Source organism: Actinoallomurus rhizosphaericola (assembly GCF_024055675.1).
GTDB classification, from domain to species: Bacteria; Actinomycetota; Actinomycetes; order Streptosporangiales; family Streptosporangiaceae; genus Actinoallomurus; species Actinoallomurus soli.
The window spans coordinates 81,852-99,440 of sequence record NZ_JAMXMW010000010.1 but is presented as its reverse complement, the minus strand read 5'-3'; the positions used below and the strand labels follow the sequence as shown (position 1 = coordinate 99,440).

The 17,589-nt window shown below is 71.9% G+C and carries 16 protein-coding genes; 8 read left to right on the top strand and 8 right to left on the bottom strand.

Features of this window, described 5'->3' with window-relative positions:
- Positions 1 to 158 precede the first annotated feature (158 nt).
- Complete coding sequence (locus tag NE234_RS22655; protein ID WP_252782501.1) at positions 159 to 4,820, top strand: hypothetical protein; 4,662 nt, start codon at positions 159 to 161, stop codon at positions 4,818 to 4,820.
- A gap of 115 nt (positions 4,821 to 4,935) precedes the next feature.
- On the top strand, positions 4,936 to 5,106 hold the full coding sequence (locus NE234_RS22650; protein WP_252782500.1) for a hypothetical protein: 171 nt from the start codon (positions 4,936 to 4,938) through the stop codon (positions 5,104 to 5,106).
- A gap of 148 nt (positions 5,107 to 5,254) precedes the next feature.
- Here the strand turns inward: NE234_RS22650 and NE234_RS22645 are convergent, their stop codons facing one another.
- On the bottom strand, positions 5,255 to 5,536 hold the full coding sequence (locus NE234_RS22645; RefSeq protein WP_252782499.1) for a metal-sensitive transcriptional regulator: 282 nt from the start codon (positions 5,534 to 5,536) through the stop codon (positions 5,255 to 5,257).
- 222 nt (positions 5,537 to 5,758) lie between these two features.
- Between NE234_RS22645 and NE234_RS22640 the strand changes: the two genes are divergently transcribed.
- Positions 5,759 to 6,376 carry a DUF47 domain-containing protein gene (locus NE234_RS22640; RefSeq protein ID WP_252782498.1) on the top strand — a complete coding sequence of 206 codons (618 nt, stop codon included), beginning with the start codon at positions 5,759 to 5,761 and terminating at the stop codon, positions 6,374 to 6,376.
- Between the two features lie 79 nt (positions 6,377 to 6,455).
- A complete protein-coding gene (locus NE234_RS22635) occupies positions 6,456 to 7,454 on the top strand; it encodes an inorganic phosphate transporter (RefSeq protein WP_252782497.1) in 999 nt (332 codons plus the stop codon).
- A gap of 85 nt (positions 7,455 to 7,539) precedes the next feature.
- Here the strand turns inward: NE234_RS22635 and pstB are convergent, their stop codons facing one another.
- The 5 genes from pstB to mshD form a co-directional block, all read right to left on the bottom strand.
- Complete coding sequence (pstB, locus tag NE234_RS22630) at positions 7,540 to 8,316, bottom strand: phosphate ABC transporter ATP-binding protein PstB (RefSeq protein ID WP_252782496.1); 777 nt, start codon at positions 8,314 to 8,316, stop codon at positions 7,540 to 7,542.
- A gap of 12 nt (positions 8,317 to 8,328) precedes the next feature.
- The gene (gene pstA, locus NE234_RS22625; RefSeq protein WP_308206914.1) at positions 8,329 to 9,207 is read right to left on the bottom strand and encodes a phosphate ABC transporter permease PstA; all 879 of its coding nucleotides are present in this window, start codon (positions 9,205 to 9,207) and stop codon (positions 8,329 to 8,331) included.
- Complete coding sequence (gene pstC, locus NE234_RS22620; RefSeq protein WP_252782495.1) at positions 9,204 to 10,181, bottom strand: phosphate ABC transporter permease subunit PstC; 978 nt, start codon at positions 10,179 to 10,181, stop codon at positions 9,204 to 9,206. The genes pstA and pstC overlap by 4 nt, the downstream gene beginning before the upstream one ends.
- Before the next feature lie 107 nt (positions 10,182 to 10,288).
- Positions 10,289 to 11,392 carry a phosphate ABC transporter substrate-binding protein PstS gene (gene pstS / locus NE234_RS22615; protein WP_252782494.1) on the bottom strand — a complete coding sequence of 368 codons (1,104 nt, stop codon included), beginning with the start codon at positions 11,390 to 11,392 and terminating at the stop codon, positions 10,289 to 10,291.
- Positions 11,393 to 11,772: 380 nt separating this feature from the next.
- Positions 11,773 to 12,627, bottom strand: a complete 855-nt coding sequence (mshD, locus tag NE234_RS22610) for a mycothiol synthase (RefSeq protein WP_252782679.1) — start codon at positions 12,625 to 12,627, stop codon at positions 11,773 to 11,775.
- A 117-nt stretch (positions 12,628 to 12,744) separates the two neighbouring features.
- Here mshD and NE234_RS22605 point away from each other — a divergent pair, with 117 nt between their 5' ends.
- From NE234_RS22605 to NE234_RS22595, 3 genes are all read left to right on the top strand, one after another.
- Positions 12,745 to 13,434 (top strand): hypothetical protein, encoded by a 690-nt coding sequence (locus NE234_RS22605; protein ID WP_252782493.1) that lies wholly within the window; start codon positions 12,745 to 12,747, stop codon positions 13,432 to 13,434.
- Positions 13,435 to 13,476: 42 nt separating this feature from the next.
- Positions 13,477 to 13,791, top strand: coding sequence for a hypothetical protein (locus NE234_RS22600; protein ID WP_252782492.1), 315 nt, complete (start codon positions 13,477 to 13,479; stop codon positions 13,789 to 13,791).
- 103 nt (positions 13,792 to 13,894) lie between these two features.
- Positions 13,895 to 14,734, top strand: a complete 840-nt coding sequence (locus tag NE234_RS22595; protein ID WP_252782491.1) for a hypothetical protein — start codon at positions 13,895 to 13,897, stop codon at positions 14,732 to 14,734.
- A gap of 120 nt (positions 14,735 to 14,854) precedes the next feature.
- On the opposite strand, the gene NE234_RS22590 is transcribed toward NE234_RS22595, so the two are convergent.
- Positions 14,855 to 15,706 (bottom strand): SDR family oxidoreductase, encoded by an 852-nt coding sequence (locus NE234_RS22590; protein WP_252782490.1) that lies wholly within the window; start codon positions 15,704 to 15,706, stop codon positions 14,855 to 14,857.
- A gap of 100 nt (positions 15,707 to 15,806) precedes the next feature.
- Here NE234_RS22590 and NE234_RS22585 point away from each other — a divergent pair, with 100 nt between their 5' ends.
- Positions 15,807 to 16,382, top strand: coding sequence for a TetR/AcrR family transcriptional regulator (locus NE234_RS22585; RefSeq protein ID WP_252782489.1), 576 nt, complete (start codon positions 15,807 to 15,809; stop codon positions 16,380 to 16,382).
- A gap of 482 nt (positions 16,383 to 16,864) precedes the next feature.
- Here NE234_RS22585 and NE234_RS22580 read toward each other — a convergent pair whose 3' ends face one another.
- Positions 16,865 to 17,572: a winged helix-turn-helix transcriptional regulator gene (locus NE234_RS22580; protein ID WP_252782488.1), complete on the bottom strand. Its 708-nt coding sequence runs from the start codon at positions 17,570 to 17,572 to the stop codon at positions 16,865 to 16,867.
- Positions 17,573 to 17,589: the final 17 nt, after the last annotated feature.

Here is a 17,589-nt window from a genome sequence, read left to right as displayed (position 1 = left end):
CCCGATCGCTTTCGCTCCCGATGCGGAATCTTTCGGTCCGGGGCCGTCCGGCACCGGCTCTCGAGTACGGGCCCGGTGCCCTAATACCGGGCTCCGAGGGCTCCGGTCCGTGATCGCTGTGAACCCGGCGGTCTTGGGGTGGCGTTTACCATTGCATGGTGGTCTGGGGGCAGGCGTACGGCGGGGCGCCCTCGGCCGCCGCCCAGGATCCGTTCGCGGTGGTCGAGCGGGACACGCGTGCCATGGTCACGGCCGGCTGGTGGCCCGCGACGCCACCCCTCCAGCGGCAGAACCTCGTCGCCGGCCGCATGCTCGTCCTGCCCGACGGCACGTGGTGGCTGTTCGGCGCCTGGGCCCGCTGGTACCGCTGGCTGCCCGCCGACGGCCAGTGGCACCTGTGCCCGCCGCCCCGGCTGCCGATGACGCGGACGTCCGCCCGGCCCCTCGGCCAGGGGATGCCGGTGCCGCGCATTCCTCCTCACCTGGTGCCCTCCGGCCCCGACTTCACCGTCGAACCGCCGCAGTCGCTGCCCTTCGTGGACGTCGACGTACGGCCCGAGGTGACCTCTCGCGTACGCGCCACGGTCGAGTCGGCGGCCGCCCTGCCGCCCCAGGACTACCCGCACTGGTGGAACACCTTCTCCTCCGCCACGCCCAGCACGGTGGCCATCGGCTGGGGCGTCATGCTCTGGTCCGCAGCGGCTCCGGTGTTCGACTCCGGCCTCGACGCGCAGCTCCTGGGCCTGTGGTCGCCGTACCGCGCCCGGCCGCTCCCCGCGGCCGACGGGCCGCGCTGGCTCACCCCGCCGCCGTTGGAGGCCCTGGTCGGCCTGTACGCCGAGCGGCTGCGCGCCCACCGGGTGGACGCGGCCGTCGTCATCCTGCGGACGATGTGGGCGATGGCCAGCGCCCTGCGCGAGGACTCGCGGTTCCGCGCCCGCGCGGACGCCCTCCTCGCCATCCTCGGCGCGACCCTGCACAATCCCACGGTCGACTACGCCGCCCTCCCGTACGGCGACCAGGCGCTGGTCCAGCAGTGGCTCACCCGATGCCCGCCCGCCCTGGCGCCCGCGCTGCGCATCGAGGCGTCGGCGGGCGAACACTTCCGCAACGCGTTCTACGACCTGGCCGTCTGTCTCGCCTCGATCGCCGGCGACCCGGCCGAACACGGATACGTCGAGCCTCGCCTCATCGCGGCGGCGCTGCTCGCCGCCGACCTGGCGGTCGTCCGGCACGACGTCGTCGAGCAGGTGATCGGCTGGCTCGACCCGGAGACCCGCCGCGCGACGCAGGCCATCCTCACCGGTACCGACCACCCGCTGCGGCGCTTCTGGCCGCAGGACGGCCGGCTGCCGCCTCTCCTCCGGCGGCGCGTCGAGACCCTCCGTCCGGCCGCACGAGGCGCGCTCCTCGCCACCGTGTACGCAGCGGACCTCGCCTGGTGCAGGCTGGGCGGCGGCATCCCCGCCCGCCCACGCGGCTTCCCCGTGCCGGTCGCCGTCCTGGCCGAGATCCTCGGCGCCGACCGCGCCAAGTCGGCGGCCCCCGCCGACCCGGTGACCCCCGATCTGGCCCCGGTCGCCCGGCAGTATCCACCCGTTCCCGCTCCCGGATCGCCGCCGGTCGTGCCCCCTGTCGCCCATCAGCCGCCCACCGGCCCGCCCGGCCAGGCCCCGGCCTGGGCGGCGCCTCCCGCCGCGGCCGGACAGGCGGCGGACGCCAGCCGGCCCGGGGCCGCCCCGGCGATGGGGAGCGCCCCGCCGCAGGCCGTTCCCCCCACTTCGGCCGTCGGCGCCTCGCGAGCGGCCGGAACCGGTGAGCCGGCGCCCGCCCCCGCCGAAAGCGCCGGGTCCGGCGCGGACACTGGCCCAGCGCCCGACGACCTGTTCGCGACGCGCATCGAGCACGACGCGCCGAACGTTCCCCGCGACGCCTTGCGGAATGTCCCGCCGGACGCATCGCCGGACGTCTCGCGGGATGTCCCGGCGAACGCCGCGTCGGACGGCTCCCAGGACGCCGCGCGGAACGTCGCGCCGGATGTTCCGTCGGGTGACGTGTCTTCCGCCGTAAGTGCCGGGATGGAGGCGGACGGCGGCTCGGAACAGGACGACCTGTTCGCGACGCGGATCGAGCACGATGCGCCGGACGCCTGGAACGCCTCGCCGAATGCCTCGCCGAACGAGGCGTCGGATGGCTCCCGAGACGCCGCGTCGGATGCCTCGCGGGACGAGTCGGCGAATGTAGCGTCGGATGGCTCGCGGGATGCCCGGGTGAACGCCCCGGCGGAGGCTTCGCGGGACGTCTTGTGGGACGCCCTGGCGAACGCCGCGTCGGCCGCCTGGCCGGGCACTGCGGCGAACGCCTCGTCGGATGCCTCGCGGGATGCTCCAGAGGATGGCGCGTCGGACGGCTCCCGGAACGCCGCGCGGGACGTTCCGGTGGACGCGGTGCAGGGCCCCTCGTCGGGCGAGGTTTCGCCCGCCACGCGAGCCTGGCACCCGTCCGCCGAGCCGAAGTCCGCGCATGGGGGAGGGGAGGAGCCACTGGCGGACGAGGTCACGATGCTGGACCCGCCACCGGGGGTGCCGGCCGACGCCACGTACGTCGACCCGTTGGCGGACGGTACCCGGGCGGACGGCTGGGCGCCCGTTCCGGGCCCGCAGCCGGGCGTTTCCGCGCCGGCTTTGCCGCCCGGCCCCTCGGCGGGGTCTGCGCCGCTCCCGCCGGGTGGCCCTCCCGTACCGCCGGGGCCTTCCGCGCAGCCCGGATTCTCGGGACCATCTGCGTTGCCCGGTCATCCGGGGTCGTCTGCACAGTCCGGACCTCCGGGGGAGTCTGCGCAGCCCGGTCATCCGGGGCCGTACGCGTTGCCCGGTCCTTCAGGGCCATCCGCGCAGCCCGGACTTCCGGGGGCGTTCGCGCAGCCCGGACTTCCGGGGGCGTTCGCGCAGTCCGGTCATCCGGGGTCATCTGCGTTGCCCGTGCCTCCCGTGCCTCCCGCGCCGCCCTTGCCGGCCGGGCCTCCGTTGCCTCCCGCGCCCGTGCCGCCGACGCGGGTGCCCGGGCCTCCGCGCACCCGGGTCCTCGGGGAGGCTCCGGGCAGCCCGGCCCCGGAGGACCAGCCGGAGCGGCCGGGCACGCGGATCATGTCGCAGACGATGATGGGCGACCTCCTGGGCGCGCCGATGCCCGGCCGCCCGGTCGGCGAGATCGAGCCGCCGCCCGCCGGGTCGGCCCTGCCGGAGGTGACCGAGCGGTTCGGGATCCGGTTCGTCTCCGGCGCCGATGATCTCGCCCGGCTCCTCGATGACGTGCACCGCCGCGCGTCCTCCGGCGAGGAGACGGCCCCCGCCCTCCTCGTCGTCGGCGCCCCGCACAGCGGGCAGCGCCGGTTCGCCCGGCTCCTCGCCCGTACGCTCGCCGGCGCGGGAACGGGCGACGGCGCCGTCCGTACGGTGGACGGCACGGAGGCCGGTCACACGGCCGAGACGCTGGACGTGGCCCTGAGAGGCGGCGCGCCGCTGCTGCTGGAGTGGATCGACGCGGCCCTGCGGCGGGCGGCCGAACCGGCGGCGGTCGCGGCGGCCGTCATCCGCTCTCGCGAGGGCGCGGCGGGCGCGGCCGCGCTCATCGCGACCTGCGAACCGGGGGCGTACGACCGGCTGAAGAGCGACTTCCCGGAGCTGGCCGGGGTGTTCCGGGTGTTCCGGCTGCCGGATCTGGCCGACGCGGAGACCCGGCTCGCGCTCGTCCACGTGCTGGCGGACGAGCGCCGCGTGACGGTCAACGCGCCCGCCCTGCAGACCCTCAAGGCCGACCTGCCGAGGCTGACCGGGTACGGCGACCTGGTGAACGCGCGTCTCGTCGAGGCGTACCTCGACCGTGCGGTCACGCGGCACACCGACCGGTACGGGGTGCCTCGTGACCGGCTGGTGCTGACGCCGGAGGACTTCACCGGCGTGGCCGAGGAGATCGAGCCGGCCCTGCGCGCACCGGGGGACGTCGACGGCTTCCTGCGCACGCTGGACCAGATGATCGGGCTCGACGAGGTGAAGGAGACCATCGGCGGCCTGGTCGCCGAGGCGCGGCTCGCCGCCGCCGAACGCGCGGGCCGGAGATCGCCGGCCGGTGATCCGAGCCGCCATCTGATCTTCCTGGGTCGCCCGGGCACCGGGAAGCGTACGGTCGCGGGGCTGGTCGGCGGCGCGTACGCCGCGCTGGGCCTCCTCGACTCAGGTCAGGTGGTGGTGTGCGACGCGCGCGACCTCGCCGGCGACGACGCGGAGGCCAAGGTCGCGGCGCAGGTGGACCGCGCCGCCGGAGGCGTCTTGCTGATCGAGAACGCCTCCCTGTTCGACCGGATGTCCGGAGCGGTCGCGGCGCTGCTCCGGCGGATGGACGTCCGCCGGGACGAGTTCCTGGTGATCTGTTCGAGCGAGCCGGGCGAGATGGACGGGTTCCTGCTCGCGAATCCGGAGTTCCGGGCGGAGTTCGGGGCGATCGTGGAGTTTCCGGAGCCGACCGACCGTCAGCTCGTGCAGTTGTTCTCCCGGTTCGCCGAGCGCGAGCTCTACCTCCTGGACGAGGAGCTGCGCGTCGAGCTGCTGGGACGGTTCGGAGAGATGCGCGCGTCGCGGAGTTTCGCGTTCGCCGAGACGGTGCGCCGGCTGTTCGACGCGATCGTCGCGCGGCAGGCGGCGCGCCTGGCGGGGGCGCGGGTCGACGCGGCGACCGTGGCCCGTCTCACCGTCCGTGACCTGCCCGAGTCGCCCGCCGAGCGGTTGCTGCAGAGCCTCCACCAGGAGCGTACGGGGCGGTAGTCCGAGGTGGCCCCCGGCCCCACCTCGGCGGGTGGCCGCCGAATGGTCCTCTTGGGTCATGTGCGGCGGCGGGTCGGGCGCGTAGCCTTTTCCACAGGTGTGGGGACGAACGGAGGTGGACGCGGTGCGCCAGTCGAACCTCGATATGCGCGTCCACGACCGGGTCGCGTTGGATGAGATCGAGCTCTACTCGGAGATGCTCAGCGCTGTCGCGACGGCGGATCGGCCGTTGACGACCGATGAGATCGACATGGTGCTCGGGATCGGCCACTCGCCACGGTCGTAACGACGTGAGGTCGGCGCACGCGGGGATGCGCCGACCGGCTCCCCACCGGTCGGCTCCACGCCGACCGGCTCACCGACCCGTACCGATCACCGCCGCGGGAGAGCCGCCGCGCGACAGCTCACCTCGCCGGCGACCGAACGCGCCGGGCTCAGGACTTCACGAGGCGTGCGATGGCCGCCGAGGCCTCCTTGACCTTCTCCTCGGCCGCGGGGCCACCCTCGGCGACGGCCTGGGCGACGCAGTGGCCGAGGTGGTCCTCCAGCAGCCCGAGCGCGACGGACTGCAGGGCGCGGGTGACCGCCGAGACCTGGGTGAGGACGTCGATGCAGTACTCGTCCTCGGCTACCATCCGCTGCAGGCCCCGCACCTGGCCCTCGATCCGGCGCAGCCGAACGAGGTAGGCGTCTTTGTCCTTCGCGTACCCGTGCATACCGGCCACTGTATACCCCCTAGGGGTAGACGCCCAAGTGATCGTTTGAGGTGCTCGCCCCGGGGCAGGGACGAACCGACCCCCGCAGCCGAGGCGGGCGGCCGTGACCGAGCCGATCGCGGGAGACTTGTTGCGGTAAGTAACAGGGGGGCGAAGGTTCGCTTTCCCCCTGGTAAGCCGTACCATCCTCTGCGGACTGTTCCCGCACTTCAGGAGAAGGACGTGCGATTCCGACTCACCCCGCGTGAGGACAGCTACTACGACATGTTCGCGGACTCCGCCAACAACTTGGTGACGGGTGCCCGGCTGCTCGTGGAGCTGATAGGCGACGGGGCCGACCGTGAGGGGATCGCGGAGAAGATGCGCGCCTGCGAGCACGCAGGCGACGAGTTCACTCACGCGATCATGCGGAGGCTCAACGAGAGCTTCATCACGCCCTTCGACCGGGAGGACATCTACCGGCTCGCGTCCACGCTCGATGACGTCATGGACTTCATGGAGGCGGCGGCCGACCTCGTCCTGCTCTACAAGATCGACGAGCTGCCCCGTGACGTCGTGGCCCAGGTCGAGGTGCTGGAGCGGGCGGCCGAGCTGACCGCGGAGGCCATGCCGCGGCTGCGCGGACTGCGGGATCTCAGCGAGTACTGGATCGAGATCAACCGGCTCGAGAACCAGGGCGACCAGATCTACCGGCGCCTGCTGGCCGAGTTGTTCGGCGGTGAGTACGACGCGCTGACCGTCCTGAAGCTCAAGGAGGTCATCGACCAGCTCGAGGCCGCCGCGGACGCGTTCGAGCACGTCGCCAACATCGTCGAGACGATCGCGGTCAAGGAATCGTGATCTCCGTGTCGCCGACGCGTGTGTTCGCCATGTCCGCGATCCGATGTCCGCGGTCCGCTGCGGGGAAGGGAACGTCGCCGTGGAGTTGACGGCCCTCATCGTCGTCGTGGGCATCGCGCTGTTCTTCAACTACACCAACGGTTTCCACGACGCCGCCAACGCGATCGCCACCTCGGTCTCCACCAGGGCGCTCACCCCACGGGCCGCCCTGGCCATGGCCGCGGTCATGAACCTCGTCGGGGCGTTCCTCGGCACCGGGGTCGCCAAGACGGTCGGCAGCGGCATCATCGATCCGCCGAAGGACATGCACGGCCTGTCGATCGTCGCGGCCGCGCTGATCGGCGCGATCGTGTGGAACCTCATCACCTGGTACTTCGGCCTGCCCTCCTCGTCCACCCACGGGCTGGTCGGCGGGCTGGTCGGGGCGGCCCTCGCGGCGTCCACCAAAGTGCTGTGGCACGGCGTCATCTACAAGGTCGTCCTGTGGATGGTGGTGTCGCCGCTGATCGGCCTGGTCCTCGGCTACCTGGTGATGGTCGTGATGCTGTGGATCTTCCGTAACTCCAACCCGAGCAAGGTCGGGCGCCGGTTCCGCATCGCGCAGTCGCTGTCCGCGGCGGCGATGGCCCTCGGCCACGGCCTGCAGGACGCCCAGAAGACGATGGGCATCATCGTGCTCGCGCTGGTCACGACCGGCTACCAGTCGGCCGCCGACTCGCACGTCCCGGTCTGGGTGATCCTCGTGTGCGCGGCGGTGCTGTCGTACGGGACGTACGCCGGCGGCTGGCGGATCATGCGGACCCTGGGCCGCAGGGTCATCGAGCTCGACCCGCCGAAGGGCTTCGCCGCCGAGGCCACCGCCGCCAGTGTCCTGTACGCGACGGCGTTCATCTGGCAGGCGCCGGTGTCCACGACTCACACGATCACCGCGGCCATCATGGGCGTCGGGTCGACCAAGCGGCTCTCGGCGGTCCGCTGGGGCGTCGCGGGCAACATCGTGGTCGCCTGGATCCTCACCATTCCGGCGGCGGGCATCGTCGCCGCGATCGCGTACTGGATCATGCACCTGTTCGGCTGAGGTTCGCGTGACCCGTTCGTGGAACGGGCCAATGAGAAGCGGGGCGGGGAGGCCGATCGGCCCCCCGCCCCGCGCCGTTCGCGCATCAGCCGAAGCGGCCGGTGATGTAGTCCTCCGTGGCCTTCTCGCCCGGGTTCGTGAAGATCTTGTTGGTGTCGTCGATCTCCACCATCCGGCCCGGCTTGCCCGGCCCCGCGAGGTTGAAGAAGGCCGTACGGTCGCTCACCCGCGCGGCCTGCTGCATGTTGTGGGTGACGATGACGATCGTGTACTGGTCCTTCAGGCCGGCGATCAGGTCCTCGACCGCCAGCGTGGAGATCGGGTCCAGTGCCGAGCAGGGCTCGTCCATCAGCAGCACCTGCGGCTCGACCGCGATGGCGCGGGCGATGCACAGGCGCTGCTGCTGACCACCGGACAGACCGGCCCCCGGGCGGCCCAACCGGTCCTTGACCTCGTTCCAGAGGTTCGCCCCGCGCAGGGACTTCTCCACGATCTCGTCGAGCTGCGCCTTGCGGCGGACGCCGTTGAGCTTCAGGCCCGCGACGACGTTCTCGTAGATCGACATCGTGGGGAACGGGTTCGGCCGCTGGAAGACCATGCCGACCACCCGCCGTACGGCGACGGGGTCGACGCCCGGCCCGTACAGGTCCGTCTCGTCGAGGAGCACCTTGCCCTCGACCCGCGCGCCCGGGATCACCTCGTGCATCCGGTTGAGGGTCCGCAGGAACGTCGACTTGCCGCACCCGGAGGGGCCGATGAACGCGGTCACCGAGCGCGGTTCGATCGTCATCGAGATGTCCTCGATGGCCCGGGTCTTGCCGTAGTAGGCGTTCAGCCCGGAGACCTCGATCCGCTTGGCCATGGGGGAGTTCTCCTATCGGGATACGGGCTTGCGCAGGCGGGCGATGAGGCGCGCCGCGAGGTTGAGCAGCATGACGAAGAGGATCAGCGTGAGCGCGCCGGCCCACGCCCGGTCGATGGCGACCTGCTGCGGTAGCTGCGCCTGGTCCCAGACGAACAGCGGCAGCGACATCTGCGGGCCCTTGAACGGGTCGTTGTTGATCGCCGTGGTGACGAACACCGTCATCAGCAGCGGAGCGGTCTCGCCCATGACGCGGGCGACGGCGAGCATGACGCCGGTGATGATGCCGGTGAAGGCCGTCGGCAGGACGACGAAGCAGATCGTCCGCCAGCGCGGCACGCCGAGGGCGTACGAGGCCTCGCGCAGGTCGTTCGGGACCAGCTTGAGCATCTCCTCGGCGGCCCGGACGACCGTGGGCAGCATCAGCACCGACAGGGCCAGCGAGCCGGCGAAGCCCATGTACTCGAAGCCGAGCAGCGCGATCCAGAACGCGAACACGAACAGGCCCGACACGATCGAGGGCACGCCCGTCATGACGTCGACGAAGAACGTCACGACCCGCGCCAGCCGACCGCCGCCGCCGTACTCGACGAGGTAGATGGCGGTGAGCACGCCGATGGGGATCGAGATCACGCTGGCCAGGCCGACCTGCTCGATCGTGCCGATGATCGCGTGGTAGGCGCCGCCGCCTGCGTCCCGGCCGCCGATGGCGTTCATGGAGTGGGTGAAGAACTCCATGTCGAACCGCTTGGCGCCGTTCTTGATCACCGTGTACAGCAGCGTCACCAGCGGGATGACGGCCAGCGCGAAGGCGGCGCAGACCAGGACGAGGGCGAGCTTGTCCTTGAACTTGCGAATCCCGGACGGGCCGGCGAGGTTCACGGTGCTCACACGAACTCCTTGCGGCGGGCGATGACCGCGCGGGCGGCCATGTTCACGAGAAGGGTGATGACGAAGAGCACCAGGCCGGAGGCGATGAGCGCGCTCTGCCCGATCTTCCCGGCCATCGCGAACGTGTTGGCGATGTTGGCGGCGAAGGTGTTACCGCCCGGCTTCAGCAGGTGCAGGCTGATGCCCGAGGCCGTGCCCAGCACCAGGGCGACCGCGATCGTCTCGCCCAGGGCCCGGCCGAGGCCGAGCATCGAGGCGCTGATCATGCCCGAGCGGCCGAACGGCAGGACCGCCATCCGGATGACCTCCCAGCGCGTCGCACCGAGGGCGAGGGCGGCCTCGACGTTGGCCCGCGGCACCTGCAGGAAGACCTCGCGGGTGATCGACGAGATGATCGGCAGGATCATGATCGCCAGCACGATCGAGGCGGTCAGGATGCACTGCCCGCCGACCGTGTCCCCGCCGAACAGGGGGATCCAGCCGAAGTCGTCGTGCAGGAAGGTCGCCACGCCGTTCATCTTCGGGACGAAGAACTGCAGGCCCCACAGGCCGTACACGATGCTGGGCACCGCGGCGAGCAGGTCGACGACGTATCCGAGCCCGTCGGCGAGCCGCCTCGGCGCGTAGAACCCGATGAACAGCGCGATCCCGACCGCCACGGGCGTCGCCAGGATCAGCGCCAGCAGCGACGACAGGACGGTGCCGAAGGTCAGCTGGGCGATCCCGAACCGCGACTGCGCGGCGTCGGGGTTCCACTCCTGCGAGGTGAGGAAGTTGGCCTTGTCCGCCCGCAGTGCCGGCAGCGCCTTCACGATGAGGAACACCGCGATCGCCGCCATGACCGCGAGCAGGAGGATGCCGGAGCCCTTCGCGGAGAGGCCGAACAGCCGGTCCCCCGTGCGCCCGGTACTCATCTTGCGGGCTCTGCCGCCCAGAGCGCGGGTCGCGCCCTGCTCGAGGGTCTCGCTGGTCATCCTGCCTCCCATGCCCACCGACTCACCCTGTCGTTCATAGAGGTCTCTTCACATGCACGCGACCGAGCCGGTACGGGTCTCCCGCACCGGCTCGGTACTCCTATCGGTCAGGACAGGCCCTTAACGGCGGCCTGGACCTTGGTGAGGATCGAGTCGGGCAGCGGCGCGTAGCCGAGGCCGCTGAGCACCGACTGGCCCTGCTGGCTGGAGGTGTAGGTCAGGTACGACTTGACGAACTTCGCCTGCTGGTCGGGCAGACCCTTCTCGCAGGCGATCTCGTACGTGAACAGGATGATCGGGTAACCCTGCTTGGTCTTGTAGTCGACCTTGAGGGACAGGTCGTTGCCGGTGCCGACGATCTGGGCGCCGGCCGCACCCTGCGACGCGGTCTCGGGGGAGGGCTCGACGAACTGGCCCCCGCCGTTGCCGATCTTCGCGGTCTGCAGCTTGCCGTTGGTCGCGTAGGACATCTCCGTGTAGGAGATCGCGCCGTCGGTCTGCTTGACGACCGTGGAGACGCCGTCGGACTTGGTCGCGCCCTGGCCGCCCGGGGCGGTCCACTTCTTGCCGCCCGGGAACTTCCAGATGTCCGGCGCGGTGTCGGTGAGGAACTTGGTGAAGTTGTCCGTCGTGCCCGAGTCGTCGGCGCGGTGCACCGTCTTGATCGGGGTGCTCGGGAGCTTCGCCTGCGGGTTGTCCTTCTTGATCGCCGCGTCGTCCCAGGTCTTGATCTTGCCGGCGAAGATGCTCGCCAGGGTGGTCGGCGACAGCTGCAGGCCGTCGACGCCCTTCAGGTTGTAGACGACCGCGATCGGGCCGATCACCATCGGCAGGTCGAGGGCCTTGCCGTCCTTGCAGCGCTGGTCGGCCGGGCCGTGCTCCTCCGGCCTGAGTGCCGAGTCCGAGCCGGCGAAGGCCACCTGGCCCTGCGTGAACGCCTGGATGCCCGCGCCCGAACCGTTGGCGTTGTAGTTGAGGTTCGCTCCGGCGCAGTTCTGCTGGTAGCCCTTGGTCCACTCGCTGATCGCGTTGGCCTGGGCCGTCGAACCGGCGGCGTTCACCGCGGTCTTCACGCAGTCGCCGCTCGCGGCGGTGCCGCCGCCGCTGCCGCTCCCGCCTCCGCCGTTGTTGTCCGTACCGCACGCGGTCAGCGCGAGCGCACCCGCAAGGGCCACGCCGCCAAGAGCGGCCAGCCGAGTGCTGTTGATCACCGAAGTATCTCCTCAAGTATGTGTCGGGCGGGGCCCCGAGCGTTCGCACGGTCGGGGGGCACCGTCGAGTCCCGACGCTAAGCAGGAGAGATGTCCAGCCACTCCGATCCAGGTGAACGGAGGATGAACGTGATGGTGACTTGTCGGAAAATGAGCGCTTCTGTGAGGCGTCCGTACGGTTAACACCCCAGGAGGCGGGCCCCGCCGGCCCCTGCGGCCACCCGCGTGCGGGTGGTCAGCGGACCGGCGGTCAGCGCGCGGGCGGCGCCGGCGGACGAGCGGCGCCGGCGGACGGGCGGTCAGCGTACGGGTGGCGCCGGCGGACGAGCGGCGCCGGCGAACGGGCGGTCAGCGTACGGGTGGCGCCGGCGGGAGGGCGGTCAGCGGGCGGACGCGCGGTACATCGCGTCGGTGGCGAAGTGCTCGAAGCCCAGCCGCGCGTACATGGCGGTCGCGGGGGTGTTCGACTCGTCGGCGTACAGGATGACCTCCGGCAGGGCGAGCGACCTCAGGTGGTGCAGGCCGGTCAGGGTCAGCGCCCGGCCCAGCCCCAGCCCCTGCGCGGACGGGTCGACGCCCACGACGTACACCTCGCCCACGCCGTCCTCCACCTTGGTCCAGTGGAAGCCGAGCAGCTCGCCGTCCCGCTCCGCGAGGAAGAACCCCTCCGGGGAGAACCACGGCTCGCGCTCCCGCCGCTCCAGGTCCGCGCGGGTCCAGGCGCCCTGCTCCGGATGGTCCGCGAAGGCCCGCGCGTTCACCCGCACCCACGCGTCCTCGTCCGCCCCCACCTCGAACGTGCGCAGCCGCACACCCGCAGGCCACGCCACCTCCGGCAGCGACGCGTCGAGCGGACGGCGCATCTTCCACAGCGCCCGGAACCGCTCGAAGCCCAGCGAACCCGCCAGCGCCACCGCCCCCGGAAGCTCCCCGTGCGCCCACACCCGCAGCGAACCGGCCTGCCCGAGCAGCGCCGTCGCCAGGGCACGGCCGTGTCCCCGCCGCCGGAACCCCGGATGCACCACGAACTCGGCCGCGTCGCCGTCGAGAACGCCGACCCCCGCGAGAGTCCCCCCGTCGCGCGTGAGGAACGCTCCACCGCCGTCCCGCAGCCGCAGGAGCACGCTCTCGCCCAGCGGCCGTACGCCGTCGGCCTCCGCGGCCGCCTCCGCGACCGCCAGCGCGTCCCTGACCTCGTCGTCCGTCAACCGCTCCCGCGTCATCACGTCCACGATCGCGAGCGTAGCCTCAGCCCCTTTGACCGTTGAAGTCAGGATTTGGTCCAGAGCCCTTCCGTACGATGCGGGCATTGCCATACGATCAGGCCTTCACCTGCGCGGAAGGCGGTCGTCGTGGGCGATCCGGGACTCCCGATCATGGCCGGTGCGCTGGCCGTGCCCGTCGCTGTGCTGCTCCTGGTTCTCGTGTTCGCGCTGATGGGCCGCCGCTGGGTCCTGACCGGCCCGGACGTGGCCTTCGAGGACGACGCTGCCGCGTACGAGGACGACGACTTCGAGCCGACGCCGTACCGGGCCGCCCTGGAGCCGCCACGCCCCGCCTCTCCGGCCGCGTACGACGCGTACCGCCCCTCCACCCCGGGGTACGGATTCGCTCCCGCGGCCCACGACCCCTACGGGCCCGGCCGCGACCCGTACGCCACGCCGCCCCGCGACCCGTACGACAGGACTGCGCGGGAGCCGTACGACAGCCCTGCGCCGGAGCCGTACGCGCCGCCTCAGCGGGCCGAGGTTTCCGACTGGGAGCCCTACGTCCCGGCCCCGCGACGGTCGCCGGAGCCGGCCTCCCGGCCCTCCTACGGCGCGCCCGCGGACCCGTACGGGCAGGGCGATCCTTACGCGGCCTCGGCCGATGATCCGTACGGCGCGCGCGGCCGGTCGCCCTTTGAGTCACCCGAGTGGCAGCGGAAGAACCCGCGGCCCGTCCGGACGGATCACCTCGACCCGTCGGCGTACCCCGACCCAGGGCACCGCGAGCCGGAGGACCGGCAGCGCTTCCCCTACGACCCTTACGATGCCCGCTGAGGCGACGGCCGCACGAGAGAAACGACCGGAGACGAAGGCGCCATGGCGGCACTGGCTCTGATGATCATCATCCTGTTCTTGTCCGGGGTCTTCGGGATCCTCCTCATCGCCCTCACGGCGGGCGCACGACGCAGGCGGCGGAGCGCCGCGCCCTACGGTCCCGGTGCGCAGCAGCCGTTCCCGCCGGTGCCCCACGGGTCGTACGGCCCGCCGCCGAACGGCCCTGGAGGCCCCTACGCTCCGGGCGGCCACCTGCCGCCTCAGCCGGACGGTGCCTACGGCCCTTACCCCCAGGCACCTCATCCGCAGGGTGGCCCGCCGCCGCAGGGCCCGGGACGGCCCACGTCGCCGCGCTGATCGCTGGAACGTCCAGCGGAGCGCCGCAGGTCTCGGTGGTCGGTACGACGAAGACCCTCGGCGCTCCGAGTCGAATCGCACTTTGGCCGAGGAGAGGCCCGACATGGGGACCCGTCCGACCGACCTTCCGGTGGGCGAGCCCGCCGGCGACCACGACGACGCGCCGCGTGGGTCCGCCCGCTCGAGTTCAGGGCGCAGGCGCGCGGGGCGCCGGGTGGTGGTCATCGGCGCCGTCGCGGCCACCGCGATCGCCGCGGTAGGCGTCATCGCTCTGACGGGCCGTCTCGGTAGTTCCCCAGACCCCGTACGGCTCGCCGCGGCGATCCAGATCAAGCGCGAGACGACCTACTACGAGGCCCGGATCGTCGATCCCCACGCCGCCGTCAAACTATTCAAGGCGGCGTTCGCCAAGTACGGGCTCCACATCGGGGTCACGCTGCTGCCGGCCTCCCCGCACCTCGTCGGCACCGTCGTCTTCCAGACGGAGGACGAGAGGGCGCAGCAGTCGGAGAGCGAGGGCGCGGGGATCAAGATGATCCATGATCCCGCCTGCCACACCGCGAGTGGCGCCGAATGCCCGATCGGCCTGCGCATTCCGCTGCGCTTCAAAGGGCACGCCGACATCTCCATCGGCCGTAACGCCGAACCCGGCGAACCGTACGCCACGACATCGCCGAAGGACGGTGCACACGGCCTGGAAGGCATGACGGTGGCCGAGGCGGAGGTCGCGCTCGCCCGGAAGTACCTGCGAGTCGGGATGTACAACGTGTACTGGCCGCAGTGGGGCACCTCGCTGCCGCGTACACGGATCCCCTCGCGGTGGAAGGTGACCGGCGATGGCGCCGACCCGTACTCCCCTGGGACCGTGCTGCTGCCCATCAAGGCCCAGGGGCCGATGCCGCCCGACGTGGCGGACCAGGCGAGACGCAACTGGAGCCGGTGATCGAAGCCCCTGCGGGGGAGCCGCGGAAGGCCGGCGCAGGGGCAGGGCCGGCCCACGCCACCGCGCCGACCCCTGGAAGGTCGGAGCCCGGCCGCTTGGAGGTCGTGCCGGCAGGCCGCCTCAGTGGTCGAACGCGACGGACGCCGCGAGGTCCTTCTGGCTCTTGAGCGCGGCGAGACGCTCGGTGAGCGCGCCGTGGACGGCCTCGTAGGTGTCGGAGCCGAGGGCGAGGCGGAGAGGCGGGCTCGGATTCCGGGTGATGTCGTAGATCGCGGCGGCGACCTTGGCCGGGTCGCCGGGGAGTGCATCGGCGTCCGTGGTCTCCAACCGCCGCCGGATCCGGCCGACGGCGTTGTCGCGGTAGGGGGCGGTTTCGGTGGTGTAGCGCAGGGCCGAGGCGAAGCCGGTGCGGGTGCCGCCGAGTTCGACCAGGGTGAGGTGAACACCGAAGTCGGCGACCTCGCGGCCGACGCTCTCGGTGAAGCCTTCGAGCCCCCACTTGCCCGCGTGATAGGCGCTGTGCGTGGGGATGCCGATCTGGCCGCCCATGCTGGAGATCTGGATGATCCGGCCGCCGCCCTGTTCGCGCATCGGCTTCAGGAACGCCCGGGTGATCAGCATCGGCGCGAGCAGCAGGACCTCGATCTGGTCGCGCACCTGCTCGACGGTCATCTCCTCGGCGGCGCCCACGACGGCGTATCCGGCGTTGTTGACCACGACGTCCACCGGGCCGGACCGGAGCGTCCGGTCCACCACCGCGTCGACCTCGGCCGGCCGGGTGAGGTCGAGGATCTCGACGCTCAATCGGTCGCCGTACGCCGCGCGCAGATCGTCCAGCGCCTCGGGGCGGCGGGCCGTGGCGGTCACGCGGTCGCCGTGCCGGAGGGCGTGCTCGGTGATGTGCCGGCCCAGGCCGCCGGCGGCCCCGGTGACGAACCAGTGGCGTACGGCCTGTTCGGAAAGGGCGGGCATGAGCGCTCCCAGGTAGAGTCTTAGCGGAATCCGTTCCGCTTGAGAGTTAAACGGAATGGATTCCGGAACGCAAGCGAAGAGAGACAGCGAGGGAACCCGCATGCCCGCCACGCCTCGCCGGACCAGGAGCGATGCGCTGTCGAACCGGGCGCGTCTGCTGGAGGTCGCCGCGCAGGTCTTCGCCGAGGAAGGGTTGGACACCGCGCCGGCCGCCATCGCCAAGCAGGCGGGTGTCGGCGTCGGCACGCTCTACCGGCACTTCCCCACCCGAGAGGCCCTCATCGACGCCGCCTACCGGCATCAGCTCACCCGCGTGTGCGACCAGGCGGCCGGCCTCCTCGCCCGGTACCCGGCCGCCGAGGCCACCCGGCGGTGGATGGCCCACTTCATCGACTACGCCACCGCCAAGAGCGGCATGTCCGCGGCGCTCAACGCGGTCATCGCCTCCGGGGTCGACCCGTTCGCCGACAGTCGCGCCCTCCTCATCGGCGCCGTTACCGCCCTCCTCGAGGCCGGCGCCCGCGACGGCACCCTGCGCACCGACGTCGCCCCCGACGATGTGCTGCTCCTCATGGGCGGCATCGCCTACTCCGTGCAACGCGGCACCCGGGAACAGGCCCGCCGGCTCGTCGACCTCTTCATGGACTCGCTGACCAAGGACCCGACCGCGAGCTGAGCCCACACGCCGTCGCCAGATGCGTCGAACGCCCGCGGGGTGGCCCCGCCGCCGCAGGAGCCGCCGCGGAGCGCCGAGTTCCGTCCCGCCGACCGGTGGCCCAGAGAACGAGCGGGCCGGTCGGCCTGGTCGCCGCGGATCGCCGAGGGTTTTGGTGGTCCGCACGACGAAAACCCTCGGCGCTCTCATGCCGGGGGCGCTCGGCGGGCACCTGATCGCACGTCGGCCACGGCTCGTCTGGCAAGGGGCACAGCGTGAGGTCCCACCGGACGGTACGTTCGGCGGTCCTCGCCCCCAGAGCGGCCTGGCCCCCAGAGCGGCCTGGCCCCCAGAGCGGCCTGGCCCCCAGAGGGGCCTCGCCCCTCGCCCCTCGCCCCCAGAGCGGCCTCACCCGCGGAGCGGCCTGCCTAGGGGCCGCGGAAGGCGAAGTAGCCGGGGTGTTCGCGTCGCCGTGCCGGCCTGTCAGATCAGTGAGCCCCCGCTCAGCGGTGGGCGGGGGCTCCTTCCTCGGTCGGCCGGGTGTCGGCCACGAATCGGTAGCCGACGTTTCGGACCGTCCCGATCAAGGATTCGTACTCCGCGCCCAGCTTGGCGCGCAGCCGTCGTACGTGCACGTCGACCGTGCGGGTGCCGCCGAAGTAGTCGTACCCCCACACCTCCTGGAGCAGCTGGGCGCGGGTGAAGACCCGGCCGGGGTGCTGGGCGAGGTACTTCAGCAGCTCGAACTCCTTGAACGTCAGGTCCAGCACCCGTCCGCGCAGCCGCGCGGTGTAGGTCGCCTCGTCGATCGTGAGCTCGCCGTTGCGGATCTCGCCCGGAACGTCGTCGGGCTGGGCGGCGGCCACCCTGCCGAGCGCCAGCCGGATGCGCGCCTCCACCTCGGCCGGGCCGGCCGTCTGCAGGAAGACGTCGTCGAGGCCCCATTCGGGAGTGAGGGCGGCCAGCCCGCCCTCGGTGACGATCGCGATGAGCGGGGAGTCGAGGCCGGTGGTGCGGAGCAGGCGGCAGAGGCTCTTGGCGTGGGCGAGGTCCCGGCGCGCGTCGACGAGCACCAGGTCGGTCGGTGGCGCGTCGATGAGGGCGGACCCCTCGGCGGGAGCGACGCGAACGGAGTGCAGCAGCAGGCCCAGGGCGGGCAGGACCTCGTCCGAGGGTTCGAGCACGTTGGTCAGCAACAGCAGGCTACTCATACGGCCTCCTCGTTTGG